At 75.1% G+C, this 21,020-nt stretch carries 17 protein-coding genes; 4 read left to right on the top strand and 13 right to left on the bottom strand.

Going from position 1 to position 21,020, the window contains the following annotated elements; translation table 11 throughout:
* Window positions 1-73: 73 nt before the first annotated feature.
* The 12 genes from V6U88_RS15070 to V6U88_RS15015 form a co-directional block, all read right to left on the bottom strand.
* Window positions 74-706 (bottom strand): hypothetical protein, encoded by a 633-nt coding sequence (locus tag V6U88_RS15070; RefSeq protein ID WP_334453459.1) that lies wholly within the window; start codon window positions 704-706, stop codon window positions 74-76.
* A 151-nt stretch (window positions 707-857) separates the two neighbouring features.
* Entirely contained in the window at window positions 858-1,661 is an 804-nt protein-coding gene (locus V6U88_RS15065; protein ID WP_334453518.1) for an alpha/beta hydrolase family protein, read from the bottom strand.
* A gap of 82 nt (window positions 1,662-1,743) precedes the next feature.
* A complete protein-coding gene (locus tag V6U88_RS15060) occupies window positions 1,744-2,685 on the bottom strand; it encodes a glycosyltransferase family 9 protein (protein ID WP_334453457.1) in 942 nt (313 codons plus the stop codon).
* Window positions 2,682-3,377 (bottom strand): SDR family oxidoreductase, encoded by a 696-nt coding sequence (locus V6U88_RS15055; RefSeq protein WP_442934632.1) that lies wholly within the window; start codon window positions 3,375-3,377, stop codon window positions 2,682-2,684. The genes V6U88_RS15060 and V6U88_RS15055 overlap by 4 nt, the downstream gene beginning before the upstream one ends.
* Entirely contained in the window at window positions 3,374-4,789 is a 1,416-nt protein-coding gene (locus V6U88_RS15050) for a PfkB family carbohydrate kinase (RefSeq protein WP_334453455.1), read from the bottom strand. Before V6U88_RS15050 ends, V6U88_RS15055 begins: the two co-directional genes overlap by 4 nt.
* Window positions 4,786-5,571, bottom strand: a complete 786-nt coding sequence (locus tag V6U88_RS15045; RefSeq protein WP_334453453.1) for a D-sedoheptulose-7-phosphate isomerase — start codon at window positions 5,569-5,571, stop codon at window positions 4,786-4,788. Before V6U88_RS15045 ends, V6U88_RS15050 begins: the two co-directional genes overlap by 4 nt.
* On the bottom strand, window positions 5,571-6,788 hold the full coding sequence (locus V6U88_RS15040; protein ID WP_334453451.1) for a glycosyltransferase: 1,218 nt from the start codon (window positions 6,786-6,788) through the stop codon (window positions 5,571-5,573). Before V6U88_RS15040 ends, V6U88_RS15045 begins: the two co-directional genes overlap by 1 nt.
* Window positions 6,773-7,747, bottom strand: a complete 975-nt coding sequence (locus tag V6U88_RS15035) for a glycosyltransferase (RefSeq protein ID WP_334453449.1) — start codon at window positions 7,745-7,747, stop codon at window positions 6,773-6,775. Before V6U88_RS15035 ends, V6U88_RS15040 begins: the two co-directional genes overlap by 16 nt.
* Window positions 7,748-7,756: 9 nt before the next feature.
* A complete protein-coding gene (locus V6U88_RS15030; RefSeq protein ID WP_334453447.1) occupies window positions 7,757-9,337 on the bottom strand; it encodes an HAD-IIIA family hydrolase in 1,581 nt (526 codons plus the stop codon).
* A 35-nt stretch (window positions 9,338-9,372) separates the two neighbouring features.
* Window positions 9,373-10,395: a glycosyltransferase family 2 protein gene (locus tag V6U88_RS15025; RefSeq protein WP_334453445.1), complete on the bottom strand. Its 1,023-nt coding sequence runs from the start codon at window positions 10,393-10,395 to the stop codon at window positions 9,373-9,375.
* Window positions 10,392-12,044: a carbamoyltransferase family protein gene (locus tag V6U88_RS15020; RefSeq protein ID WP_334453443.1), complete on the bottom strand. Its 1,653-nt coding sequence runs from the start codon at window positions 12,042-12,044 to the stop codon at window positions 10,392-10,394. Before V6U88_RS15020 ends, V6U88_RS15025 begins: the two co-directional genes overlap by 4 nt.
* 114 nt (window positions 12,045-12,158) lie before the next feature.
* The gene (locus tag V6U88_RS15015; protein WP_334453440.1) at window positions 12,159-13,376 is read right to left on the bottom strand and encodes a globin domain-containing protein; all 1,218 of its coding nucleotides are present in this window, start codon (window positions 13,374-13,376) and stop codon (window positions 12,159-12,161) included.
* A 146-nt stretch (window positions 13,377-13,522) separates the two neighbouring features.
* On the opposite strand from V6U88_RS15015, the gene V6U88_RS15010 reads away from it, so the two are divergent.
* Both V6U88_RS15010 and V6U88_RS15005 read left to right on the top strand, forming a co-directional pair.
* Window positions 13,523-13,960 carry an RrF2 family transcriptional regulator gene (locus V6U88_RS15010; protein ID WP_334453438.1) on the top strand — a complete coding sequence of 146 codons (438 nt, stop codon included), beginning with the start codon at window positions 13,523-13,525 and terminating at the stop codon, window positions 13,958-13,960.
* A 123-nt stretch (window positions 13,961-14,083) separates the two neighbouring features.
* On the top strand, window positions 14,084-14,725 hold the full coding sequence (locus V6U88_RS15005; protein WP_334453436.1) for a class I SAM-dependent methyltransferase: 642 nt from the start codon (window positions 14,084-14,086) through the stop codon (window positions 14,723-14,725).
* 59 nt (window positions 14,726-14,784) lie between these two features.
* Here V6U88_RS15005 and V6U88_RS15000 read toward each other — a convergent pair whose 3' ends face one another.
* A complete protein-coding gene (locus V6U88_RS15000) occupies window positions 14,785-16,041 on the bottom strand; it encodes a hypothetical protein (RefSeq protein WP_334453516.1) in 1,257 nt (418 codons plus the stop codon).
* 338 nt (window positions 16,042-16,379) lie between these two features.
* Between V6U88_RS15000 and V6U88_RS14995 the strand changes: the two genes are divergently transcribed.
* Complete coding sequence (locus V6U88_RS14995) at window positions 16,380-18,437, top strand: DNA gyrase/topoisomerase IV subunit B (protein WP_334453434.1); 2,058 nt, start codon at window positions 16,380-16,382, stop codon at window positions 18,435-18,437.
* Window positions 18,438-18,471: 34 nt separating this feature from the next.
* Window positions 18,472-20,961: a DNA gyrase/topoisomerase IV subunit A gene (locus V6U88_RS14990; protein ID WP_334453433.1), complete on the top strand. Its 2,490-nt coding sequence runs from the start codon at window positions 18,472-18,474 to the stop codon at window positions 20,959-20,961.
* Window positions 20,962-21,020: the final 59 nt, after the last annotated feature.

Genomic DNA, 21,020 nt, shown 5'->3' with positions numbered 1-21,020 from the left:
GACCGTGTCACGGCGTCCCGACCGGTGCGGGGCCGCCGTCGCCGACGGCCACCCCGCGCCGGTCGGGAACCGTTCAGCCGGCCATCGCCATCCCGCGCTGGCGCTTGGCCGTGCCCATCGCCGCGAGCTTCCCGAGCGACGCCGGCGCGCTGATCAGCGAGCCGGCGCGCCCCAGCACCCCGCGGTACACCTGGCCGGGCTTCTGCTGCTCACCCATGTACGAGGTGACCACGACCAACGCCCCGGTCAGCGCCGGGATGGCCCACTGGAGCAGCTTCATCTGCCGCTGGCAGGAGGCCACGTCGGACGGGGTCTGATAGTTGGGCTCGGTCGTCCCCTGGACCGGCGGGTTGCCGGCCTTCTCCAACCGCATGCCGAGCAACCGGCTGTACCCGGTGACCGCGAGCGCGCCGACGGTCAGCGCCGTCTTGACCGCGCTGACCCTCCCCACGCCGCGCTGGGTGAACACCCGCGGGCTCTCCGCGGCGAGTTCGCCGACCGCGCCGGCCAGGTGGGCGCCGATCGCCGCCGCGTTCACCGGCGTCCAGCGGGACCACCCCGCCGAGGCGACCGGCAGTCGCTGAGTCGAGTCGCTGATCCGCCCCGCCGCCCCGTTGACGCCGAGCGCTCCCATCAGGGAGCCACCGAACCAGGCTGCCAGGCCCAGATCGTGCATCGAGCGCAGTGCGGTGTGCCGTTCGGACATCTGATCCCCCTCCACCGTATTCGGGCGCAGCGGCATACCCGCCCGTCGCGCGGCTACGCACCCGATCTCACCGGCGGTCGGGACGTACCCTGCCGCGCCGTTCGTCCCGGCAGGGCCGCCGGGAATGGTGACGGGGTGGGTCGAAGGGCGCTCAGCGGCGCGGCAGGCCCGCCGCGAAGGTCGCCACCCGCGCGGCCAGCGGCCGTCCGGCGCGGACCCAGGTGAAGTGGTCCAGCGGGGCGCCGGCCTCGGCGCTCGTGTAGCGCTGCCGGGTCACCGGCGCGGCGGTCAGCTTGGCGCAGAGGTGGTCCAGCGTGCGGTGCGGGGTGTACTGGTCGTCGTCGACGCTGACGGCGAGGACGGGCGTGCCGACCCGGCCGACCGCCGCCTCGGCGTCCACCCCGTCGAGCATCGGGAAGCGACCGGTCCGGGCGGTGTACGCCCAGTCCCGGATCACCCCGCGCGCCTGCCGCCCGCCGAAGCCCCAGCCCGGCCAGACGCCGAGCGCCGCCGCGGTCGCCGCGATGCCCTGGGTGTACGGCAGCACCCCGTACCGCCGCAGCCCCGGGTAGCTGCGCCAGTACGGTACGCCGACGGCCAGCAGGGCGAGCCCGTCGACCGCGTCGGTGCCGTGCAGGGCGAGGTGCAGCAGGGCCGCCTGCCCACCGAGGGAGTGCCCGAGCAGCACCCGGGTACGGCCGTCCAGCCGGGGTTTGAGCGCGTCGAGCACGGCGCCGACGTCACCGGCCAGTTCGGCGTAGCCGTATTGGCAGGCGCGGCTCGGTGGGGGAGTGCTGGCGCCGGTGCCGCGCAGGTCGGCCACCACCACGGCCAGGCCCGCCTCGCGCAGCGCGGCGGCGAAGGGGCGGTAGTAGCGGGCCCGGACGCCCATCGCCGGCCAGAGCACCACCACCGGCGCGCCGGCCGGCCCGTCCGGCTCGGGGTAGACCTGCATCCCGAGGCGCGCCCCGTCGACGTCGACGAACTCCTGGCTGTACTCGGTGTCCCCGCTCACCGCCTCAGCCTACGGCGGGAAGCTACCGACGGGTAGCAACGGGTGTGCCACGCTCCACCCGTTCCACCGCGGCCAGCACCGCCGGCACGTCCAGCGCGGCCAGCGCCGGATGCACGGTGGCGGCGTCGACCGGTCGCCGCTGCCCCACCCAGAGCGCCTGGTGCCACGGCCGGTCCGGCGGGGGACCCCACTGCGCGGGCGGCACCGGGCCGAAGAGCAGCACCGACGGGGTGGCGTAGGCGGTGGCGAGGTGCCCGATGCCGGTGTCGCCGCTGACCACCAGCCGGGCGTGGGCGGCCAGCGCGGCCAGCTCCCCGAGGCCGGTCTCCCCGGCCAGCACCGCCGCGGCCGGCAGCCCGGCCAGGGCGCGTACCTGCTCGGCGATGCTCCGTTCGCCGGCGGTGCCGGTGACCACCACCCGGTGCCCCCGGGCGGTGAGCGCCCGGGCCACCTCGGCGAAGCGCGCCGGTGGCCAACGCCGCTGCGCCGCCTTCGCCCCGGGGTGGACGATGCTCACCCCGGTCGGCATCCGCCCCGGCTCCGGCCGGCGCAGGGCGAGGTCGGTGCGGTCGGCGGGGATGCCGTACCAGGCCAGCATCCGGCACCACCGGTCGATCTCGTGCTCCTCGGCCCGCCAGTCCGGGCCGTCGCGGTGACCGGCCTGCGCGTTGGCGAAGGCGAGCAGCCGGCCCGGCCGGACACCGGCGAGCATCCGGTGCGACTGCGGGCCGCGACCGTGCAGGTTGACCGCCAGATCCGGCGCCGGGCCGGGCCACGCCAGGTGGCCCAGCCCGTCCGCGTCGACCAGCCGGTCGACGCTCCCGACCAGATCGACCAGCGGGGCCAGCCAGCGCGGCGCGACCAGCGCCAGCTCCTTTTCCGGGTACGCGGCCCGCAGCGCGCGCAGCGCCGGCACCCCGGTCGCGAGGTCGCCGACGCCGAGCGCGCGTAGCACCAGGATCACGGGTACGACGACTCCTGTTCGGCGCAGACCACCATCTCCCGTACCGCGCAGCCGGGCGGCTGGGAGAGGGCGAACATGATCGCGGCGGCGGTGTCGGCCGGATCGTTGAGGATCGCGTCCGGGCCGGGCTTGTACCGCTCGTCCCGGTCGTCGAAGAACGCCGTCCGCATGCCGCCGGGGATCAGCAGCGTCACCCCGACCCGCCCGGCCAGTTCGGCGGCGAGCGCCCGGGTGAAGCCGACCACCCCGAACTTCGCCGCGCAGTACGCGGTGGCGTCGCCGACCGCCTTGATGCCGAGCGTGGAGGCGACCGTCACCACCGTGCCGTGCGTGCGCTCCAGGTGGGGCAGGGCGGCCCGGACGACGGCGGCGGTGCCGAGCAGGTTGATGGCGACGATCCGGTCCCAGGTCGCGCCGTCGATGTCGGCGAGCGCGCCGGGCACGTCCATCCCGGCGGCGGTCACCAGGCCGGTCAGGCCGCCGGCCTGCTCGGCGATGCGCCGGGTGGCCTCCTCGGCGGCCCGGGTGTCGGCCAGGTCGCACTCGACCCACGGCACCCCGTCGGCCGGCGCCTGCCGGTCCAGCACGTACGGCCGCCCGCCGGCCTTGGCCACGGCGGTCACCACCGCCGCGCCGAGGCCACTCGACCCGCCGGTGACCAGCACCGCCGATCCGTTCAGCTCCCTGCTCATCGTGCTCCTCTGACCAGTCGGGCGCCGCGCGAGCGCGCGGCGCTGATCGTCGCGGTGGTGGACCGGCCCGCCAGGTAGGGCACGGTCACCACCCGGCCGCCCCAGCCGCGTACCAGCTCGGCCTCGGGCAGTTCGGGGGCGCCGTCGCCGGCATAGTCGCCGCCCTTGACCCAGACGTCGGGGCGCAGCCGGGCCAGCGCGGTGGCCGGGGTGGGCTCGTCGAAGACCACCACGGCGTCGACGCAGTCCAGCGCGGCCAGCAGCCGGGCCCGGTCGGCCTGCGGGTTGACCGGGCGGTCCGGCCCCTTGAGGGCGCGGACGCTGCGGTCGGAGTTGAGGCAGACCACCAGGCAGTCGCCCAGTCGGCGGGCCGCCTGGAGGGTGGCGACGTGCCCGGCGTGCAGGATGTCGAAGCAGCCGCCGGTGGCCACCACGGTGCCGCCGTCGGCGCGTACCCAGGCGACCAGGTCCTCGGCGGCGGACTCCGGCCGGCGCGACGTGGCCGGCTCGGCACCGCGCCGGGCCAGGCCGGCCGCGCCCCCGGCGGCGACGTACGCGGACGCCGCGGCGACCGCATCCTGCACCGCCTCGGAGGTGAGCGCCCCGGCGGCCAGGGCGGTGGCGGCGGTGGCCGCGAACCGGTCCCCGGCGCCGCAGGTGTCCTCCGCGCGTTCCACGTCGGACGGTGGCGGCACCACCAGCGGGGTGCTGCCGGAGTGGCAGAGCACCGCGCCGTCGGCGCCCATGGTCACCGCCACCGCGCCGACCCGCCAGCGCTGGCGCAGCTCGTGCCCGGCGCGGGTGGCGGTGGACAGCGGCGACCCGGCACCGGCGTCGCCGGTGAGCTGCCGCAGCTCGGACAGGTTGGGGGTGGTCAGCCGGGCCCCCGGCACCGCGACGGCGCCCTTCGGGTGCGGGTCCCAGACCACCGGGGCGCCTGCGTCGGCGAGCGCGGCGCGCAGCGCCGGCTGCCGGACCAGGCCCCGGCCGTAGTCGCTGACCAGGATGGCGCCGGCCGAAGCGAGCACCTCCAGCGCCGCCTCGGGGGGCTCACCCGGTGGCCGGGCCGCACCGCCGCGGTCCAGCCGCAGCAGGGTCTGCCCGCCCGCGCGGAGCCGGATCTTCTCCGGCGTCGCCCCGGGCAGCCGCAGCGCATACAGGCGCACCCCGGCGGTGGTGAGCAGTTCCGCGATGCGGGCCCCGGCGGCGTCGTCGGCCAGCGCGGTCACCAGTGCCACCTCGGTGCCCTGGGCGGCGGCGAGCAGCGCGGCCAGCCCGGCGCCGCCGGGCCGGTCGGTGGCGGTGCGTTCGTCGAGCACCGGCACCGGCGCGTCCGGGCAGACCCGGCTTACCGCGCCCTCCACGTCGCGGTCGAGCAGGGCGTCGCCGACGACCACCAGCGGCCGGCTCACGACGGGCACCCGGGGCGGCTCGGCCCGTGCCCGTTGGTGCCGTGCCCGTTGGTGCCGTGCCCGTTGGTGCCGTGGCCGTTGAGCGCGTGCCGGTTGATCCCCGGTGCGGCGCCGGCGGCGGCCAGCGCGCGCTCGTCGCCCCCGGCGAGCCGGCCGGCGAACTCGACCGTGCGCTGCCTCGGCGCGGCGGTGCGCGGCAGCTGGCGGACCAGCGGCAGCGCCGCGTCGACGTACTCGCAGAGCAGGTGCAGCGAGACCAGGTGCAGCTCCTGCACCACCTGGCTGTCCGGCGAGGGCACCGCCAGCACGTCGTCGCAGACCTCGGCCAGCGGGTTCGGCGCGGGGCCGGTGAACGCCCAGCAGCGCACCCCGACCTCGCGGGCCGCCTCCACCGCCCGCAGGAGGTTGGCGCTGGTGCCGCTGGTCGACATGAGCAGCAGGACGTCGTTCTCCCGGCCGTGGGCGCGGACCTGGCGGGCGAAGACCTCGTCGTAGCCGTAGTCGTTGCCGATCGCGGTCATCGAGGAGGTCTCCGCGTGCAACGCGATCGCCGAGTACGGCTCCCGGTCGTCGCGCAGCTTGCCGACCAGTTCGGCGGTGAGGTGCTGGGCCTCGGCGGCGCTGCCGCCGTTGCCGGCCGCCAGCAGCCGGCCGCCGGTGGCCAGCGTCCAGGCCAGCTGGGTGCCCCAGCCGGCCAGCCGCTCGGCGGTGCACCGGTACGGCAGCAGCGCGGCGGCCAGCCCGGACAGGTGCGCGTCGAGGGCGGACATCGCGTCGCTCATCAGGCCACCGCCGGGGCGACTCGGCCGACCGTGCTGACCGTGGCGTAGACCGCGCTCAGCTGCTCGGCGCAGCGCTTCCAGGAGTAGCGGCTGCGGATGCGGTCCAGCGCCGCCGTGGCGTACGCGAACCGGCGCACCCGGTCCGCGAGCAGCCGGCGGATCGCGGTGCCCAGCGCGCGCGGGTCACGCGGCGGCACCAGGTCGCCGGTCAGCCCGTCGACCACGGTGTCGGCGATGCCGCCCACGTTCGTGCCGATCACCGGCACCCCGCAGGCCATCCCCTCCAGCGGGGTCAGCCCGAACGGCTCGTACCAGGGGGCGGCGACCAGCAGGTCGGCGGAGCGGTACCAGGCGCCCATCTCCTCGCGCGGGACCGCGCCGACCAGCTTGACCCGGTCGGCGACCCCGCAGGACTCGGCGAGGGTCCGCAGCCGGCGGGCGAAGCTGTCGGCGGGGAGCAGGTCGGCGGGTGGGCCGCCGACCACCACGCACTCGACCTCCGGCACCGCCGGCAGGGCCCGGACGACGTCCTGGAAGCCCTTGCGCTCGACCATCCGCCCGACGGTGAGGATGCGCGGGCGGGTCGGGTGGCGGGGCGCGACCGGCCCCTCCGGACGGAACATCTCCTCGTTGACCCCGGACGGGACCAGCGCCATCTTCGCCCTCGGCACGCCGAGCCGGACCAGCTCGCCGATCTCGTCCTGGCACTGGACGATCACCCGGTCGGCCGCCCGCCCCAGCGCGCGTTCGTAGCCGATCCGGCCTGGTGGACTGGTGTCCCGGGCCCCCTGGTGGCGGCGTTTCACCGAGCCCAGCGCGTGGTACGTCAGCACCACCGGCGTGTTGGTGCGCCGCCCGGCGTGCAGGGTGGCCAGGCCGCTCATCCAGAAGTGGGCGTGCGCCACGTCCGGCCGCCAGCCCTCGCCGCTCCACTGCTCGGCCATCCACCGCCCGAACTCGCCCATGTACGGCAGCAGCTCGTCCTTGGGCAGCCGCAGCGCGGGCCCGGCGGGCACGTGCCGCACCTGGTAGCCGGCGGCGGCGTCGATGGTGTCGGGCAGGTCGGCCGAGTCCCGGCGGGTGTAGACGCGCACGTCGTGCCCCTCGCCGACCAGGGCCGCCGCCAGTTCGGCGACGTGCGTGTTCTGCCCGCCCGCGTCCTCCTCGCCGAGGACGGCGAGCGGGCTGGCGTGCTCCGAGATCATCGCGATGCGCATGTTTCCTCCTCCAAGATCCGGTCCCAGTCGGCGAGGAACCGGTCGAGCCCGAAGCGGTCCTTCGTCACCTCCCGCGCCCGCGCACCCAGCCGGTACGCGGCGTCGCGGTCCTCCGTCAGCCAGCGGGCCGCCTCGACGAGGGTGTCGACCCGGGTGGAGAGCACCCCGGCGTCGGGCGGCACCGCGTCCACGGCCTCGGTGGTGGCCAGCGCGACGACCGGCATGCCGATCGTCATGGCCTCGATCAGGCTCAGCCCCAGCGACGTCCACCGGCACAGGTGCAGGTACGCCCGCCGCCGGGCCACCTCGGTGTGCATGACGTCCTGGGGCAGGTCGTCGTGGCTGGCCAGGCGGTGACCGGGCAGCCCGAGCCGGTCGGCCAGCCCGGTCACCCCCATGCCGAAGACGTCCAGCGGGGCGACGTTGGCGAACCGGGGCATCAGGTCGGTGCCGGTGACCCGCCAGCGTCGGATCGGCTCGTTCGTCACCACCGCGAGCCGGTCCAGCTCGCCGGTCCACTCCACCCTCGGCGGCACGATGCCGTGCTCGACGACGGCGGTGCGGGTGCCGCCGTTGTCCCAGAAGAGTTCGTTGAATCCGGTGACGTGGGTGAGCAGCAGGTCGTCGCGGTCGGCCATGGGGTGGCGGGTGTTCGGCACGTCGCCCTTGGGGGTGTTGTGCTCGACGTACACCGCCGGCACGTCCCGCCCGGGCCGCCGGCGCAGCCAGCGTTCGGCCAGCTCCAGCTCCTCGGGGCGTTGCAGCACGACCACGTCCACGTCCGCGCCGGCCAGCTCCTCGGGGGTGACCTCGACGGCGCTGTCCGGCCAGGGGTAGGTGCGGGCCCGGCCCAGCCCGTACGGACCGCGGTCCGGGGTGACCGGCACCAGGTAGCGGTGCCTGCCGTGCACGAAGGACGTGGTCCAGGAGCCGTGCACGTGCCAGAGCAGGACGTTCATGACCCTCCTTCAGCGTCGGATTCCGGTGGTGAGCAGGCGGACCGCGGCGACCACGTCGGCCGGGTCGACCCCGGCGGTGAGGCAGGGGTGGCCGGGTACCGGGCAGCGGGTGGCCCGGGTGTCCCGGCAGGGCGCGGCGGCGTCGCCGAGGCGGACCAGCGGCACCCGGTAGGGCGCCCACTGGCCGAAGGAGACGGTGGGGGCGAAGAGGCTGACGACGGGTACGCCGACGGCGGCGGCGAGATGGGCGGGGCCGGTGTTGCCGACCACCACGCAGCTCGCCCCGGCGAGGACTCCGGCCAGCTCCGCCAGCCCGGTACGCCCGCCGAGGTCGGTGCCGCCGGCGGCGGCCACCCGGGAGGTCAGCACGGTCTCGACCGGCCCCCCGGTGACCACTACCCGATAGCCGCTCGCGGTAAGCCTGCCCACGATCTCCACCCACCGCTCCGGCGGGCAGGCCCGGGCCGGCACGGACGCCCCCGGGTGCACCACCACGTACGGACCGTCGGGTGCCGTGGCCGGGGGCGCCGCGACGCGCAACGCCGGCTCGTCGCCGGCCGGCTGGCCGAATCCGGCGGCGGCGGCGAGGGAGAGGGCCCGCTCCGGCTCCGGCACGCCGACCGGCACCTTGTGCCGTACGTCCAGCAGGGAACCGGGGTAGTCGTCGCTGATCGCGCTGATCCGACCCACTCCGGCCATCCGCAGCAGCAGCGCGAGGGGGAGGGCCGACTGGTGGAAGGAGGTGAAGACGACCGCCTCGTCGGCGCCGACGGCGGTCAGCCGGGCGGTCAGCGCGCGGATGTCGTCGGGGTCGACGGGGGCGGGGTCGCCGTCGATCCAGGGCAGCGGCCATTCGACGATCTCGTCGACGCCGGGGAGCAGTTCGGCGGCGGCCCGGCCCCGGGGACCGCAGAGCAGCACGACCCGCCGCGCCCCGGCCGCGACGGCCCGGATCGCCGGGCCGGTGACCAGCACGTCGCCGGCGGAGTCGCTGCGTACCACCAGGACGGTGCCGGCGCGGCGCGCGGCGGTGGGCCGGACGGCGGCCTGCCGGCGCAGGATCTCGTCGACCGCCGCCGGCAGGTCCCGGGCGACGTGCGGGGCGGCGGCGACCTCCTCGGACCGGGTGACCGGGGTGGGCACCAGCACACCGGTGGCGCCGGCGGCGAGCGCCGCGGTCATGTCCCGGCCGATGTCGCCGACCATGACGCAGCGCCCCGGGGAGGTGCCGAGCGCGGTGGCGGCCGCGTGGACCATCCCCGGGGCGGGCTTGCGGCAGCCGCAGCCGTCGCCGTCGTCGTGCGGGCAGATCTGCCAGGTGTCGAAGGGGCCGAGCAGCTCCTCGACCCGGGCGTGGACCGCCCGCATCTGATCGGCGGTGAAGAGTCCCTTCGCCAGGCCGGACTGGTTGGTGACGACGCCCAGGCGCAGGCCGGCGGCGCGCAGCCGATCCAGTGCCTCGCGCGCGCCGGGCAGCGGGCGCACCTTCTCCGGGTCGCCGTTGTACGGCACGTCCTCGACCAGCGTGCCGTCCCGGTCGAGCAGCACCGCGTCGAAGAGGCCGTGCGTGATCGCCGTGCCCCCGTTCATGGCAGACCAGTTGCCCGGGGCAGGAGGAGTAAACATCAACTCTGCGCTCCGGCGGGCTCACCGTCCGCACCGGAGCGTCGGTGCCGCCACCAGCCCCGTACCCAGTGGGCGACGGCGACCGGCGGGATGAGTGCGCTGGTCAGCAGCATGGTGGACACCTCCTCCCGGGTGCGCGGGCCGGGCGCGATCCGCACCGCGGCGAACTCGGCCGTGCCCACCGCCCAGCCCAGCGCGCCGGTGGCGGCGACCGCGCCGAGGACCCGGCGCGGCGCGCCGTGGCGGGGCAGCAGGGTCCGCAGCGCGGCGGCGGTCACCGCCAGCGTCCCGGCGGCGGCGGTCGCGACGTGCCGGGGCCGCCGGCCGGGCGGCAACCCCAGCTCGGCGCGCCAGTCCGGGCCGTAGAGCCGGCGCAGCAGCGCGTCGTCGGCGTTGCCCCGCTGCACCCGCAGGCTCACCCAGCGGTCCTCGGGGCGGACCGGGTGGGTGACGACGCGTCGGCCCCGGACCAGCTCCCATCCGGCGCGGCGGACCCGGTGGGCCAGCTCGGCGTCCTCGCGGTAGGCCCGGGGGAAGCGCTCGTCGAAGCCCTCCACCGCGGCCAGCGCGGCCCGCCGGTACGCCATGTCCGCAGTGATCCACTCGCCCTCGGCCAGGCCGCCGGTGCTCCGCTCCCAGTCGGTGGGCCGCCGGTCGGCCGGCAGCGGCACCGTCACGGCGCCCTGCACCCCGCCGACCCGGTCGCCGACCGCGAGGTCGTCGCGCAGCCGCCGGACCCAGTCCGGCGCCGGCACCACGTCGTCGTCGAGGAAGACCACCCAGGGCCGGCGGGCCGCCCGCCAGCCGACGTTGCGGGCCGCCGCCGGGCCCGCGCCGCGCCCGGTCACCACCTTCGTGTACGCGGACAGCGCCCCCGGCACCGCCAGCTCGCCCGCGGCGTCGCGCCGGTCGTCGACCAGCAGGATCTCCACGTCGGGCAGCGCGGCGAGCTGCGGGGCGAGGGCGTCGAGCAGGGCGGTGAGGCTGGGCCGGCCGAGGGTCGGCACCACGATGCTGATCACCGGCCACCGCCGAGCGCGCCGCGCCGCACCGCGAACGGGCCCAGGGCCAGCAGCTCCACCGGGGCGGAGCCGAACAGCTCCATCGCCTCGCGCGGGGTGTCCACCATGGGCCGGCCGGCGGTGTTCAGCGACGTGTTCACCACCACCGGCAGCCCGGTACGCCGCTCGAACTCGGCCAGCAGCTCGGCGACGAGGGGCTCGGTGTCGGTGTGCACGGTCTGCACCCGGGCGGTGCCGTCGACGTGGGTGACCGCCGGGATGCGGTCGCGCCACTCCGGCTTCACCCGGTGCACGAAGAGCATGTAGCGGCTGGGGAAGACCCCGTCGAAGATGTCGGCGAAGCGTTCGGCGCGGACCATCGGCGCGATCGGGCGGAACTGCTCCCGCCCCTTGACGTCGTTCATCCGGGCGGTGGTCGCCGGGTCGCCGGGGTGGGCCAGCAGCGAGCGGTGCCCGAGGGCGCGCGGGCCGTACTCGCTGCGCCCCTGGTACCAGGCGACGATGCCGTTGTCGGCGAGCACCCGGGCCGCCTCAGCGGCGATCGAGTCGGGCCGGAAGTACGGCAGCGCGGCCCGGCGCAGCTCCGCCTCCAGCTCCTCGTCGGACCAGCCGCGGCCGAGGTCCGCCCCGGTCATCGGCGTCGCTCGGTCGCCGAGCGTGCCGGCGACGTGCAGGGCGGCGCCCAGCGCGGTGCCCGAGTCGCCGGCGGCAGGCTGCACCCAGACGTCCCGGTACGGCCCCTCGGCCGCGAGCCGGGCGTTGGCGACGCAGTTCAGCGCCACCCCGCCGGCCATCGCCAGGGTCGAGGCGCCACCCGAGGCGTCGTACAGCCAGCGGGCCAGGTCGAGCACGACCTCTTCGAGGCGGGCCTGCACGCTGGCGGCCAGGTCGGCGTGGTCCTCGGTCAGCTCGGCGCCCGGCTCGGCGGCCTTCGCCAGGCTCGCCCAGTCGATCCGGTCGACGTGGAAGCCGCCGGAGTCGGTGACCCGGACCAGCTCGCGCAGCACGCCGAGGTGCTTCGGCCGGCCGTACGAGGCCAGCGCCATCACCTTGTACTCGTCGCTGGAGTGCAGGAAGCCGAGGTGGCGGGTGAGGTCCTCGTAGAGCAGGCCGAGCGAGTGCGGCAGCTCCTGCGAGTAGAGCGGGCTCAGCTCGCCGTCGCGGTAGACCCCGGCCAGGTGGCTGGCGACCTCGCCGCGGCCGTCGAGGACCAGCACGGCGGTGTCGTCACCGGCCGGCGGGGCGGCCAGCCCGGCCGAGGCGGCGTGCGCCACGTGGTGCGGGACGAAGCGCACCTTCTCCGGGTCGAGGCCGGGCAGCGCGGCGGCGAGGAACTGCGGGGCCCGCCGGGCGTAGTCGACGCGCAGCCAGTCCCACGGGTCGGCGAGGCCGAGGTCGGCGGCGTCGCGGCACAGGCCGGGGTCGAAGGAGTAGGCCACCGCGTCGAGGCTCTCCACGTCGACGCCGGCGCTGGACAGGCACCAGGCCGCGGAGAGCTCCGGCAGCTCCCAGGCGGAGAACGGGACCGGCCGCTTGCCGTGCTTGCGACGGCTGAACCGTTCCTCTTCGGCGGCGGCCACCACCCGCCCGTCGACCACCAGGGCGGCGGCCGGATCGTGGAAGATCGCATTGATACCGAGGACGCGCATGGGAGGGTCCCTACCCTCGCCTTCGCCTCCTAACCTGTAGATCATCGACTTCTCCCACCGGCCGCAAACCTCCAGGTTGGAGATTCGCGGCCGGTGCGGATCCCGCCGGGCCGGTCAGAGGCCGCGCAGCATTCCGGGGCCGAACACCTCGTAGGCGATCCGCTCCGCCGGCACGCCCCGGCGCAGCAGCCCGCCCCGGACCTGGTTCATGAAGGGCAGCGGCCCGCAGAGGTGCACGTGCGCGTCGGGGGAGAGCGGGATCAGCTCGGGATCGATCCGGCCGCCGGTCACCTCGGCGGTCAGCGCCTGCGGGTCGTCACCCTCGGTGACCTGCTCGTACCAGAGCTTGAGGCGCAGGTGGGGCAGCTGGGCGTGCAGCCGCGGCAACTCGTCGCGGTGCGCGTGCGCGGCCCCGTCCCGGTCGGCGTGCACCAGCACCACCGGCCGGTGCGGCGCGGTGGCCGCCAGGTGCTCCAGCGCGGACATCGCCGGGGTGAGCCCGATGCCGGCGCTGACCAGCACCAGCGGCCCGTCGCCGGCCACCGCGCTGACCTCCCCGAAGGGCGGGCTGAGCCGCAGCGTGTCGCCGGGCGCGATCCGCTCGTGCAGGACGGTGGAGACCAGGCCGTCCGGCGCGCCGCCGACGCCGCGTACCCGCTTGACGGTGATCCGCCAGTGGTCCGCGCCGGGGCGGCCGGAGAGGCTGTACTGCCGGATCTGCCGGCCGCGCCCGCCGTCGAGGTCGACGGCGACCGAGACGTACTGCCCGGGGACGAAACCGGGGACCGGGCCGCCGTCGGCCGGCTCGAGGGTCAGCGAGACGACGTCGGTGGCCTCCGGCACGACCGCGGTGACCCGCCAGTCGCGCCAGACCGAGTCGCCCCCGGCCACACCGGCCGTCGTGTAGACGCGGGCCTCCCGGGCGATGAGTTCGCAGGCCATCAGCCAGTACACCTCGTCCCAGGCCGCCGCGACCTCCGGCGTGACGGCCGCGCCCAGCACCTCGCCGATGGCGGCCATCAGGTGCCGGCCGACGACGGTGTACTGGTCGGGGGTGATGCCGAGCGAGGCGTGCTTGTGCGCGATCCGGTCCAGGATGGCGTTCCACGCCGGGCCGCCGGCGCCGGTCAGGTGTTCGGCGTACGCGACGACGGAGGCGGCCAGCGCGGCCTTCTGCTGGCCGGTCGCCTGGTTGCCCCGGTTGAACAGGTTGAGCAGCTCCGGGTGCGCGGCGAACATCTGCCGGTAGAACCGGCCGGTGATCTCCTCCCCGTGTGCCCGTACGACGGGCAGGGTCGCGATCACCACGGCCTTGGACGATCCCGAGAGCACGGCGCTCCTCCTTCTGCGTTGCCTACGCCCCGCACTTAAACAGGAATTCCGGATACCTCTTCAGGGCCGAAAGTCCCGGGTGGCGTGTCGCGGGCGTCACGGTCGGCCCCTGTCCGGGCCGGGCACACGCTGGCTAGGGTCGATGCGTGAAGCTCAACCGGTCCACCGACATGGCGCTGCGGATCGCCATGCTGACCGCGCCGGCGTCGACCCGGACCACCGTCGACGAGCTGGCCGATCGGCTGGACCTGCCGCGCAGCCATGTCGCCAAGGTGGTGCAGCGGCTGCAACGGCTCGGCGTGCTGGTCACCATCCGGGGTCGCTCCGGCGGCGTGGCCTTCGCCGAGGGCGCGGAGGAGCTCACCGTCGGCCAGGTCGTGCGGGCCTTCGAGGGCGCGGGCGAGGTCGTCGCCTGCGAGGAGTCCGGCTGCACCCTCCGCGCCGGTTGCCGGCTGCGGGTCCAACTGCGCCGCGCCCAGGACGCCTTCCTCGCCGTCCTCGACGACGTCCGCCTCGGCGACCTCGCCGACACCCCGGCCGGCCCGCTCCTGCTCACCCTCACCGCGCCGCCGCGTATCCCCTGACCCGTCCCCGTCGGGTGCCGGCCCCGGCGAGTCCGGGTGGCGGGTCCGGCCCGGTGCTCCCGCCCCCGTTGGCGGGTGGGCGGTAGCCTGCGGCAGGGATGGCCCACGTCGATGGGAGCGCCGATGTCGAACTCCCGGGTTTCCCACCCGATCTTCGCCAGGTTGTTCGCGCGGGCGAGCGTGGCGATGGATCGGGCCGGCGTCGCCGAGCACCGGCGTCGGCTGGTCGCCGGCCTGCGCGGGCGGGTGGTCGAGGTGGGTGCCGGCAACGGCCGGATGTTCGCGCACTACCCACCCGAGGTGGACGCCGTGCTCGCGGTGGAGCCCGAGCCCTGGCTGCGCGCCGCCGCCCGGGCGGCGGCCGAGCGCGCGCCGGTGCCGGTGACGGTCACCGACGGGCTGGCCGAGGCGCTGCCGGTCGCCGACGCCACCGCCGACGCCGTGGTGATGTCGCTGGTGCTCTGCTCGGTCCCGGATCAGGCCGTCGCGCTGCGGGAGGCGTACCGGGTGCTGCGTCCGGGCGGGCGGCTGTGCTTCTACGAGCACGTCGCGGCGGACACCCCGGGGCTGCGCCGGGCGCAGCGGGTGGCCGACGCCACCTGCTGGCCGTTGCTCACCGCCGGCTGCCACACCGGCCGGGACACGGTGTCGGCGATCGTCGCGGCCGGGTTCAGCGTGGTCCGGCTCGACCGGTTCCGCTTCCCGCCCGGCGGCCTGCCCGCGCCGGCGTCGCCGCACGTGCTCGGCGCCGCGATCCGGCCCTGAGGTCCACCGCGCGGACGCACGTCGGGGGCGGCCCGGGCGGGCCGCCCCCGACGTCGAGCTCAACCGACGGTGACCGTGCCGTCCGGGGCGCGGACGCAGGAGACCGCGCGGGAGGCGGTCGAGGCCGCGCCGGTCAGGCACCGGCCGAGCACCCGGTGCCCGGCCGCGCTCGGGTGCCAGGACTCCTGGCAGGTCTGGAAGTACGTCCCGCAGGCGTTGGCGATCCGCTGGATCGCCAGCTTGTCGTAGCCGGAGAGGCTGGTGACGAAGACGCCGGTCGGGCCGTCCTGGAGGCGGATCGGGGTGGCCAGCGTGCCGGTGGGGCTGCCCGCCTGCTCGCAGAGCCGGGCGCCGTCGAAGGCGCGCTGCACGTTGAGGTAGACCAGGTCGGCGGCGGGGAACTCCGCCGCCAGGGTCGTGCGTACGGAGTTGACCAGCGTGCCGAGGCCCTGGGAGAAGCGGTGGCCCGGGGCGAGGCTGCCCCGGTGGATCGGGCAGCCGGCCGCGTACCGCTCGGCGCCGAGGGCGCGGAACTTGTCCCGGGTGTCGTCCCGGTCGTCCTCGCTCCAGTAGACCGAAGCCAGCTCCGGCGGCAGCGGGTTCGTGTAGTCCTGGAACACGATCCGGTGCTGGCCGTCGGCGTCGATCTCGCCGAGGGTGGTGAGGATCTGGCGTACGGCGGCGGTGGTCTCGGCCGTCGCGGCGCTGAACTGGGCGGCGGTGGCCAGGTCGGCGTCGTCGCAGGGCTCCTGCTCCACCGGCCCGCCCAGGTACGCCCAGAACTCCCACCAGCCGGTCCAGGCGTCGGCGATGAACCGGTTGGCGCACTTCTCGGCGACGCTGCCGAAGGTGAACGAGCTGTTGTTGGAGCCGAGGCCGACCAGGACCAGGTCGATGTCGTGGGTCTGCCCGACCGCGCGGAGCTGGTCGAGCTGCGCGGCGACCTGCCGGCCCTTGGCGCGGGAGGCGGACGCGGCGGCGATGTCGTACGGCTGGCCCCCGGAGCAGGCGAGGTTGAACCGGGCCTGGATGCCCGGCAGGTCCGCCTGGTGCAGCGAGGCGTGCGGCGAGCGGTGGCAGAAGTAGGCGTTGCTGTTCGGCGCCGACCAGCCCGGGAAGGGCTGCGCCACGCCGGTGACGTCGGCCACCGGGGAGTACGCCCCGGCGCCCTCGCCGCTGATGAAGCTGTCGCCCAGCGCCACGGCGGCGGTGGGCGGCGCCGCCGCGGCGGGGGTGGGCAGGCCGACGGCGGCCGAGAGGGCGGCCGCGGCGACGGCGAGTGTCGCGGCGAGAGCGGTACGACGGAACCTGACCATCGCGTCCCCCATCTGTTCATGGAAATGTGAAAGATCCTCCGGTGGTCGCGATCAGATCACCTTCCCGTGATGGCCGTCAATGGGCCGTAACGCGTTCGTTCAACCTTCGACACACCGGTGTGCCGACCCGGCGGTTCGGCCGGCCCGGTCCGGGGAACACCCCGGCGGAGGGTGGCGTTGGTGTCGGATGACCCGCGATCGGCGGGCGCCGCCGCGCTGCCTTGAGCGGGGCTGCGCCGTTGTGTCGGGGCGTACGGCTAGGCTCGCTGCGGCGCGCCGCGCGTGGAGATCGAGACGGTGAGCGGCACCACACCGCCGAGACCTGGGAGTACGACCAGTTGACCGCACAGCCTGAGACCCTCTACGGGGCCGACGACCTCACCCACCTCGAGGGCCTGGACGCCGTCCGCAAGCGTCCCGGCATGTACATCGGCTCTACCGACAGCCGTGGCGTGGGTCACCTCGTCAACGAGATCCTCGACAACTCGACCGACGAGGGTGTCGCCGGTCACGCCACCAAGGTCGAGGTGACGCTGCACGCCGACGGGTCGGTACGGGTCGACGACGACGGCCGCGGCATCCCCACCGACGTGCACGCCAAGTCCGGCATCTCCGGCGTCGAGCTGGTGCTCACCCGGCTGCACGCCGGCGGCAAGTTCGGCGGCTCCGGCTACAAGACCTCCGGCGGGCTGCACGGCGTCGGCGCCTCGGCGGTCAACGCGCTCTCCCGCCGGTTCGACGTCACCGTCCGGCGCGGCGGCAAGGTGCACGCCATGTCGTTCCGGCACGGCGTACCGGGGATCTTCGACGGCGACGGCCCGGACGCCCCCTTCACCGCCGGCCCCGGGCTCCAGATCGTCGGCGCGATGAAGCGCGGCCAGCGCACCGGCACCTCGATCCGCTACTGGCACGACGCCCGCTACTTCGAGACCGGCGCGACGCTCGACGTGGACGCCGTCCGGATGAAGCTGCGCAACACCGCGTTCCTGGTGCCGGGGGTCGACTACCGGCTGCGCGACGAGACCGGTGAGGAACCCGTCGAGGAGCGCTTCCACTTCCCCAACGGCCTCACCGACATGGTCGAGTTCCTGGCACCGGCCGGCGACCGGCCGGTCTCCGGCACCCTGCTGGTCACCGGCGAGGGCACCTACCGGGAGAACGCCGCCGACGCCAACGGCGTGATGCAGTCCAACGTGCAGCGCCGCGCCGAGGTCGAGGTGGCCTTCCGCTGGGGTACCGGCTACGAGCGCACCGTGGAGTGCTTCACCAACACCATCCGCAACGCCCACGGCGGCACCCACCGCAAGGGCTTCGAGCGGGCGCTGGCGCGGACCCTCGCCGACGCCGTGCGCAACACTCGGGGCCTGCTCAAGGCCAAGGAGGAGCCGCCCACCCTGGACGACGTCCTGGAGGGGATGACGGCCGTGGTGCACGTGCGCCTCCCGGAGCCGCAGTTCACCTCGCAGACCAAGGACGAGCTCTCCACCGCCGGCATCACCAAGGTGATCCAGTCCCTGGTGGAGCAGCACCTGAAGGCGTGGCTGGAGGACCGCAGGACCAAGGCCGAGGCCCGGACGGTCCTGCAGAAGATCGTCGACGCGGCCCGGGTCCGGCTGACCCAGAAGCAGCAGAAGGACGCGGCCCGGCGCAAGACCGCCCTGGAGGGCGCGTCGATGCCGGCCAAGCTGGTCGACTGCCGGGCGGCCGGCATCGACCGCAGCGAGCTGTTCATCGTCGAGGGCGACAGCGCCCTGGGCACCGGCCGGCTCGCCCGCTCCGCCGAGTACCAGGCGCTGCTGCCGATCCGGGGCAAGATCCTCAACGTGCAGAAGGCGAACCTCCAGCAGGTGCTGGACAACGCCGAGTGCGCCGCGATCGTGCAGGTGCTCGGCGCCGGCTCGGGGCGCACCTTTGACCTGTCGGCCCTGCGGTACGGCCGCGTCCTGATCATGGCGGACGCCGACGTGGACGGCGCGCACATCCGTACCCTGCTGATCACGCTCTTCGCCCGCTACATGCGGCCGCTGATCGAGGCCGGTCGGCTCTTCGCCGCGATGCCGCCCCTGCACAAGATCACCACCAAGGGGCGCAACCCGCAGACCATTTACACCTACACCCAGGCCGAGATGGAGGCGACGGTCCGCAAGCTGGAGAAGGCGGGCAAGCAGATCGTCACCCCGATCCCGCGCTTCAAGGGCCTCGGTGAGATGGACGCCGACGAGCTGTGGGAGACCACGATGAACCCGGCCACCCGGGCGGTCCGCCGGATCACCCTCGACGACGTCGACGCCGCCGAGCGGATCCTCGAACTGCTGATGGGGGAGAAGGTCGAGCCGCGCCGCAACTGGCTCATCGACTCCTCCGACCGGGTCGACCGCGAAGCGATCGACGCATGAGCCCGCTGGCCGACCGCCGAGAAGGAAGCTGAAGATGGCACGCCGCAAGGAAGACCGCGCCAAGGTGGACCTCTCCGCCTTCGACCAGGCCGGCGCGCGGGTCTTCGACAACCCGCTGGTCACCGAGGTCTCCGACTCCTACCTGGAGTACGCGTTCTCGGTCATCCACTCCCGCGCCCTGCCCGACGCGCGCGACGGGCTCAAGCCGGTGCACCGGCGCATCCTGTGGTCCATGCACGAGGCCGGCCACCGGCCCGACCGAGGGCACGTGAAGTCCGCCCGGGTCGTCGGCGACGTGATGGGCAAGTACCACCCGCACGGCGACACCGCGATCTACGACGCGATGGTCCGGCTGGCCCAGGACTTCTCGCTCAACGTGCCGCTGATCGACGGGCACGGCAACTTCGGCTCCCCCGACGACGGCCCCGCCGCGGCGCGCTACACCGAGGCGCGCCTCTCCCGCGAGGCGATGCTGCTCGTCGGCGAGCTGGGCGAGGACACCGTCGACGTCGAGCCCAACTACGACGGCTCGCTGACCCAGCCCACCGTGCTGCCGGCCGCCTTCCCCAACCTGCTGGTCAACGGCGCGTCCGGGATCGCGGTCGGGATGGCGACCAACATGATCCCGCACAACCTCGGCGAGGTGGTCTCGGCCGCCCGCTGGCTGATCAACCACCCGGACGCCGACCTCGACAAGCTGATGGAGTTCGTCCCCGGCCCGGACCTGCCCACCGGCGGTCTGCTGCTCGGCCTGGACGAGGTGCGCCGGGCGTACGAGACCGGGCGCGGCGTGGTCCGGATGCGCGGCCGGGTCGAGATCGGCCCGCTGGAGGGCAGCCGCGGCCGGCAGGCGATCACCGTCGTCGAGCTGCCGTACGGGGTCGGCGCGGAGAAGGTCATCGCGGCGATCACCAACGAGGTCACCAAGACCAAGCGGCTGACCGGCATCGCCGACGTCAAGGACCTCACCGACCGGGAGAGCGGCACCCGGCTGGTCATCGAGTGCAAGGTCGGGGTCAACCCGCAGGCGCTGCTGGCCGACCTCTACCGGCTCACCCCGCTGGAGCAGTCGTTCGGCGTCAACAACCTGGTGCTGGTCGACGGCCAGCCGCGCACCCTGGGGCTGAAGGCGCTGCTGGAGGTCTTCCTGGCCCACCGCTACGAGGTCGTCACCCGGCGCAGCGCGTACCGCAGGCGCAAGCGTGAGGAGCGGCTGCACCTGGTCGACGGTCTGCTGATCGCCCTGCTCGACATCGACAAGGTGGTCAAGCTGATCCGGGCCAGCGAGGACGCGCAGGCGGCCAAGGACGGCCTGATGCAGAAGTTCAAGCTCTCCGAGATCCAGGCCACCTACATCCTGGACACTCCGCTGCGCCGGCTGACGAAGTACGACCGGATTGAGCTGGAGGCCGAGCAGGAGAAGCTGCGCGGGGAGATCGCCGAGCTGTCGAAGATCCTCGACGACGAGAAGGTGCTCAAGAAGGTCGTCTCCGACGAGCTGGCCTCGGTGGTGAAGCAGTTCGCCGTGCCGCGGCGTACCACCCTGGTCGACGGCGACCTCAAGGAGGTGCTGGCGGCGTCGGTGCCGGCCGGCCCCCTGGAGGTGGCCGACGACCCCTGCCAGGTGATCCTCTCCGCGACCGGGCTGGTCGCCCGGACCGCGGCCGAGTCCGAGGAGGCCGCCGAGGGGCGCCGGCGCAACGGCCGGGTCAAGCACGACACGGTACGCGCCGTCGTGCACACCACGGCCCGGGGCCGGGTGCTCCTGGTGACCAGCGCCGGCCGGGCGTTCAAGATCGACGTGCTGCCGCTGCCGGTGCTGCCGGAGCAGGCCGGCACGGTCTCGCTGCGCGGCGGCATGTCCGCCGCCGAGCTGGTGCCGCTGGAGGCCGGCGAGACGGTGGTCGGGCTGGCCCCGCTCGGGGCGACCGCGCAGGGCTCGCCGGGCCTGGCGCTCGGCACCCGGCAGGGCGTGGTCAAGGTCTGCGCGCCGGAGTGGCCGGTCCGCTCCGACGAGTTCGAGGTGATCGGCCTGCGCGAGGGCGACGAGGTGGTCGGGGCGACCTGGCTCACCGACGGCCAGGAGGCGCTGACCTTCATCACCTCCGAGGCGTCGCTGCTGCGCTTCGCCGCCACGCTGGTCCGCCCGCAGGGGCTCAAGGGCGGCGGCATGGCCGGGGTCAACGTGCCCGACGGGGCGCGGGTGGTCTGGTTCGGGGCGGTCCGCACCGACGACCCCGGGCACGGCGAGCCGATGGTGGTCACCTCCACCGGCGCGACGGTCAAGGTGACGCCGTTCGGGGCGTACCCGGCGAAGGGGCGGGCGACCGGCGGCGTGCGCGCGCAGCGGTTCCTCAAGGGTGAGACGGACCTGGTGGTCGCCTGGGTCGGCCCCCGGCCGGTCGGCGCGACCGCGACCGGCGACCCGGTGGAGCTGCCCCCGGCCGACCCTCGCCGCGACGGCTCCGGCTTCGCCGTCATGCTCGGCCCCACGGTCGTCGGCCACCTCATCGAACGCGACTGACACCGACACGCGAAGAAGGGCCCGGGGGCAACCACCCCCGGGCCCTCCCTCATCTCTCC

Source organism: Micromonospora sp. CPCC 205739, assembly GCF_036906795.1.
Classification (GTDB): Bacteria; Actinomycetota; Actinomycetes; order Mycobacteriales; family Micromonosporaceae; genus Micromonospora.
The sequence above is the reverse complement of the archived record's forward strand: the minus strand, read 5'-3'. Positions and strand labels throughout refer to the sequence as shown.

Coding starts and splice junctions, on each gene's coding strand:
- V6U88_RS15045 (WP_334453453.1), bottom strand. CDS start 5,571: ATGAGCGACGCGATGTCCGCCCTCGACGCGCACCTGTCCGGGCTGGCC.
- V6U88_RS15040 (WP_334453451.1), bottom strand. CDS start 6,788: ATGCGCATCGCGATGATCTCGGAGCACGCCAGCCCGCTCGCCGTCCTC.
- V6U88_RS15070 (WP_334453459.1), bottom strand. CDS start 706: ATGTCCGAACGGCACACCGCACTGCGCTCGATGCACGATCTGGGCCTG.
- V6U88_RS15005 (WP_334453436.1), top strand. CDS start 14,084: ATGTCGAACTCCCGGGTTTCCCACCCGATCTTCGCCAGGTTGTTCGCG.
- V6U88_RS15000 (WP_334453516.1), bottom strand. CDS start 16,041: ATGGTCAGGTTCCGTCGTACCGCTCTCGCCGCGACACTCGCCGTCGCC.
- V6U88_RS15030 (WP_334453447.1), bottom strand. CDS start 9,337: ATGAACGGGGGCACGGCGATCACGCACGGCCTCTTCGACGCGGTGCTG.
- V6U88_RS15065 (WP_334453518.1), bottom strand. CDS start 1,661: ATGCAGGTCTACCCCGAGCCGGACGGGCCGGCCGGCGCGCCGGTGGTG.
- V6U88_RS14990 (WP_334453433.1), top strand. CDS start 18,472: ATGGCACGCCGCAAGGAAGACCGCGCCAAGGTGGACCTCTCCGCCTTC.
- V6U88_RS15035 (WP_334453449.1), bottom strand. CDS start 7,747: ATGAACGTCCTGCTCTGGCACGTGCACGGCTCCTGGACCACGTCCTTC.
- V6U88_RS15020 (WP_334453443.1), bottom strand. CDS start 12,044: ATGCGCGTCCTCGGTATCAATGCGATCTTCCACGATCCGGCCGCCGCC.
- V6U88_RS15055 (WP_442934632.1), bottom strand. CDS start 3,377: ATGAGCAGGGAGCTGAACGGATCGGCGGTGCTGGTCACCGGCGGGTCG.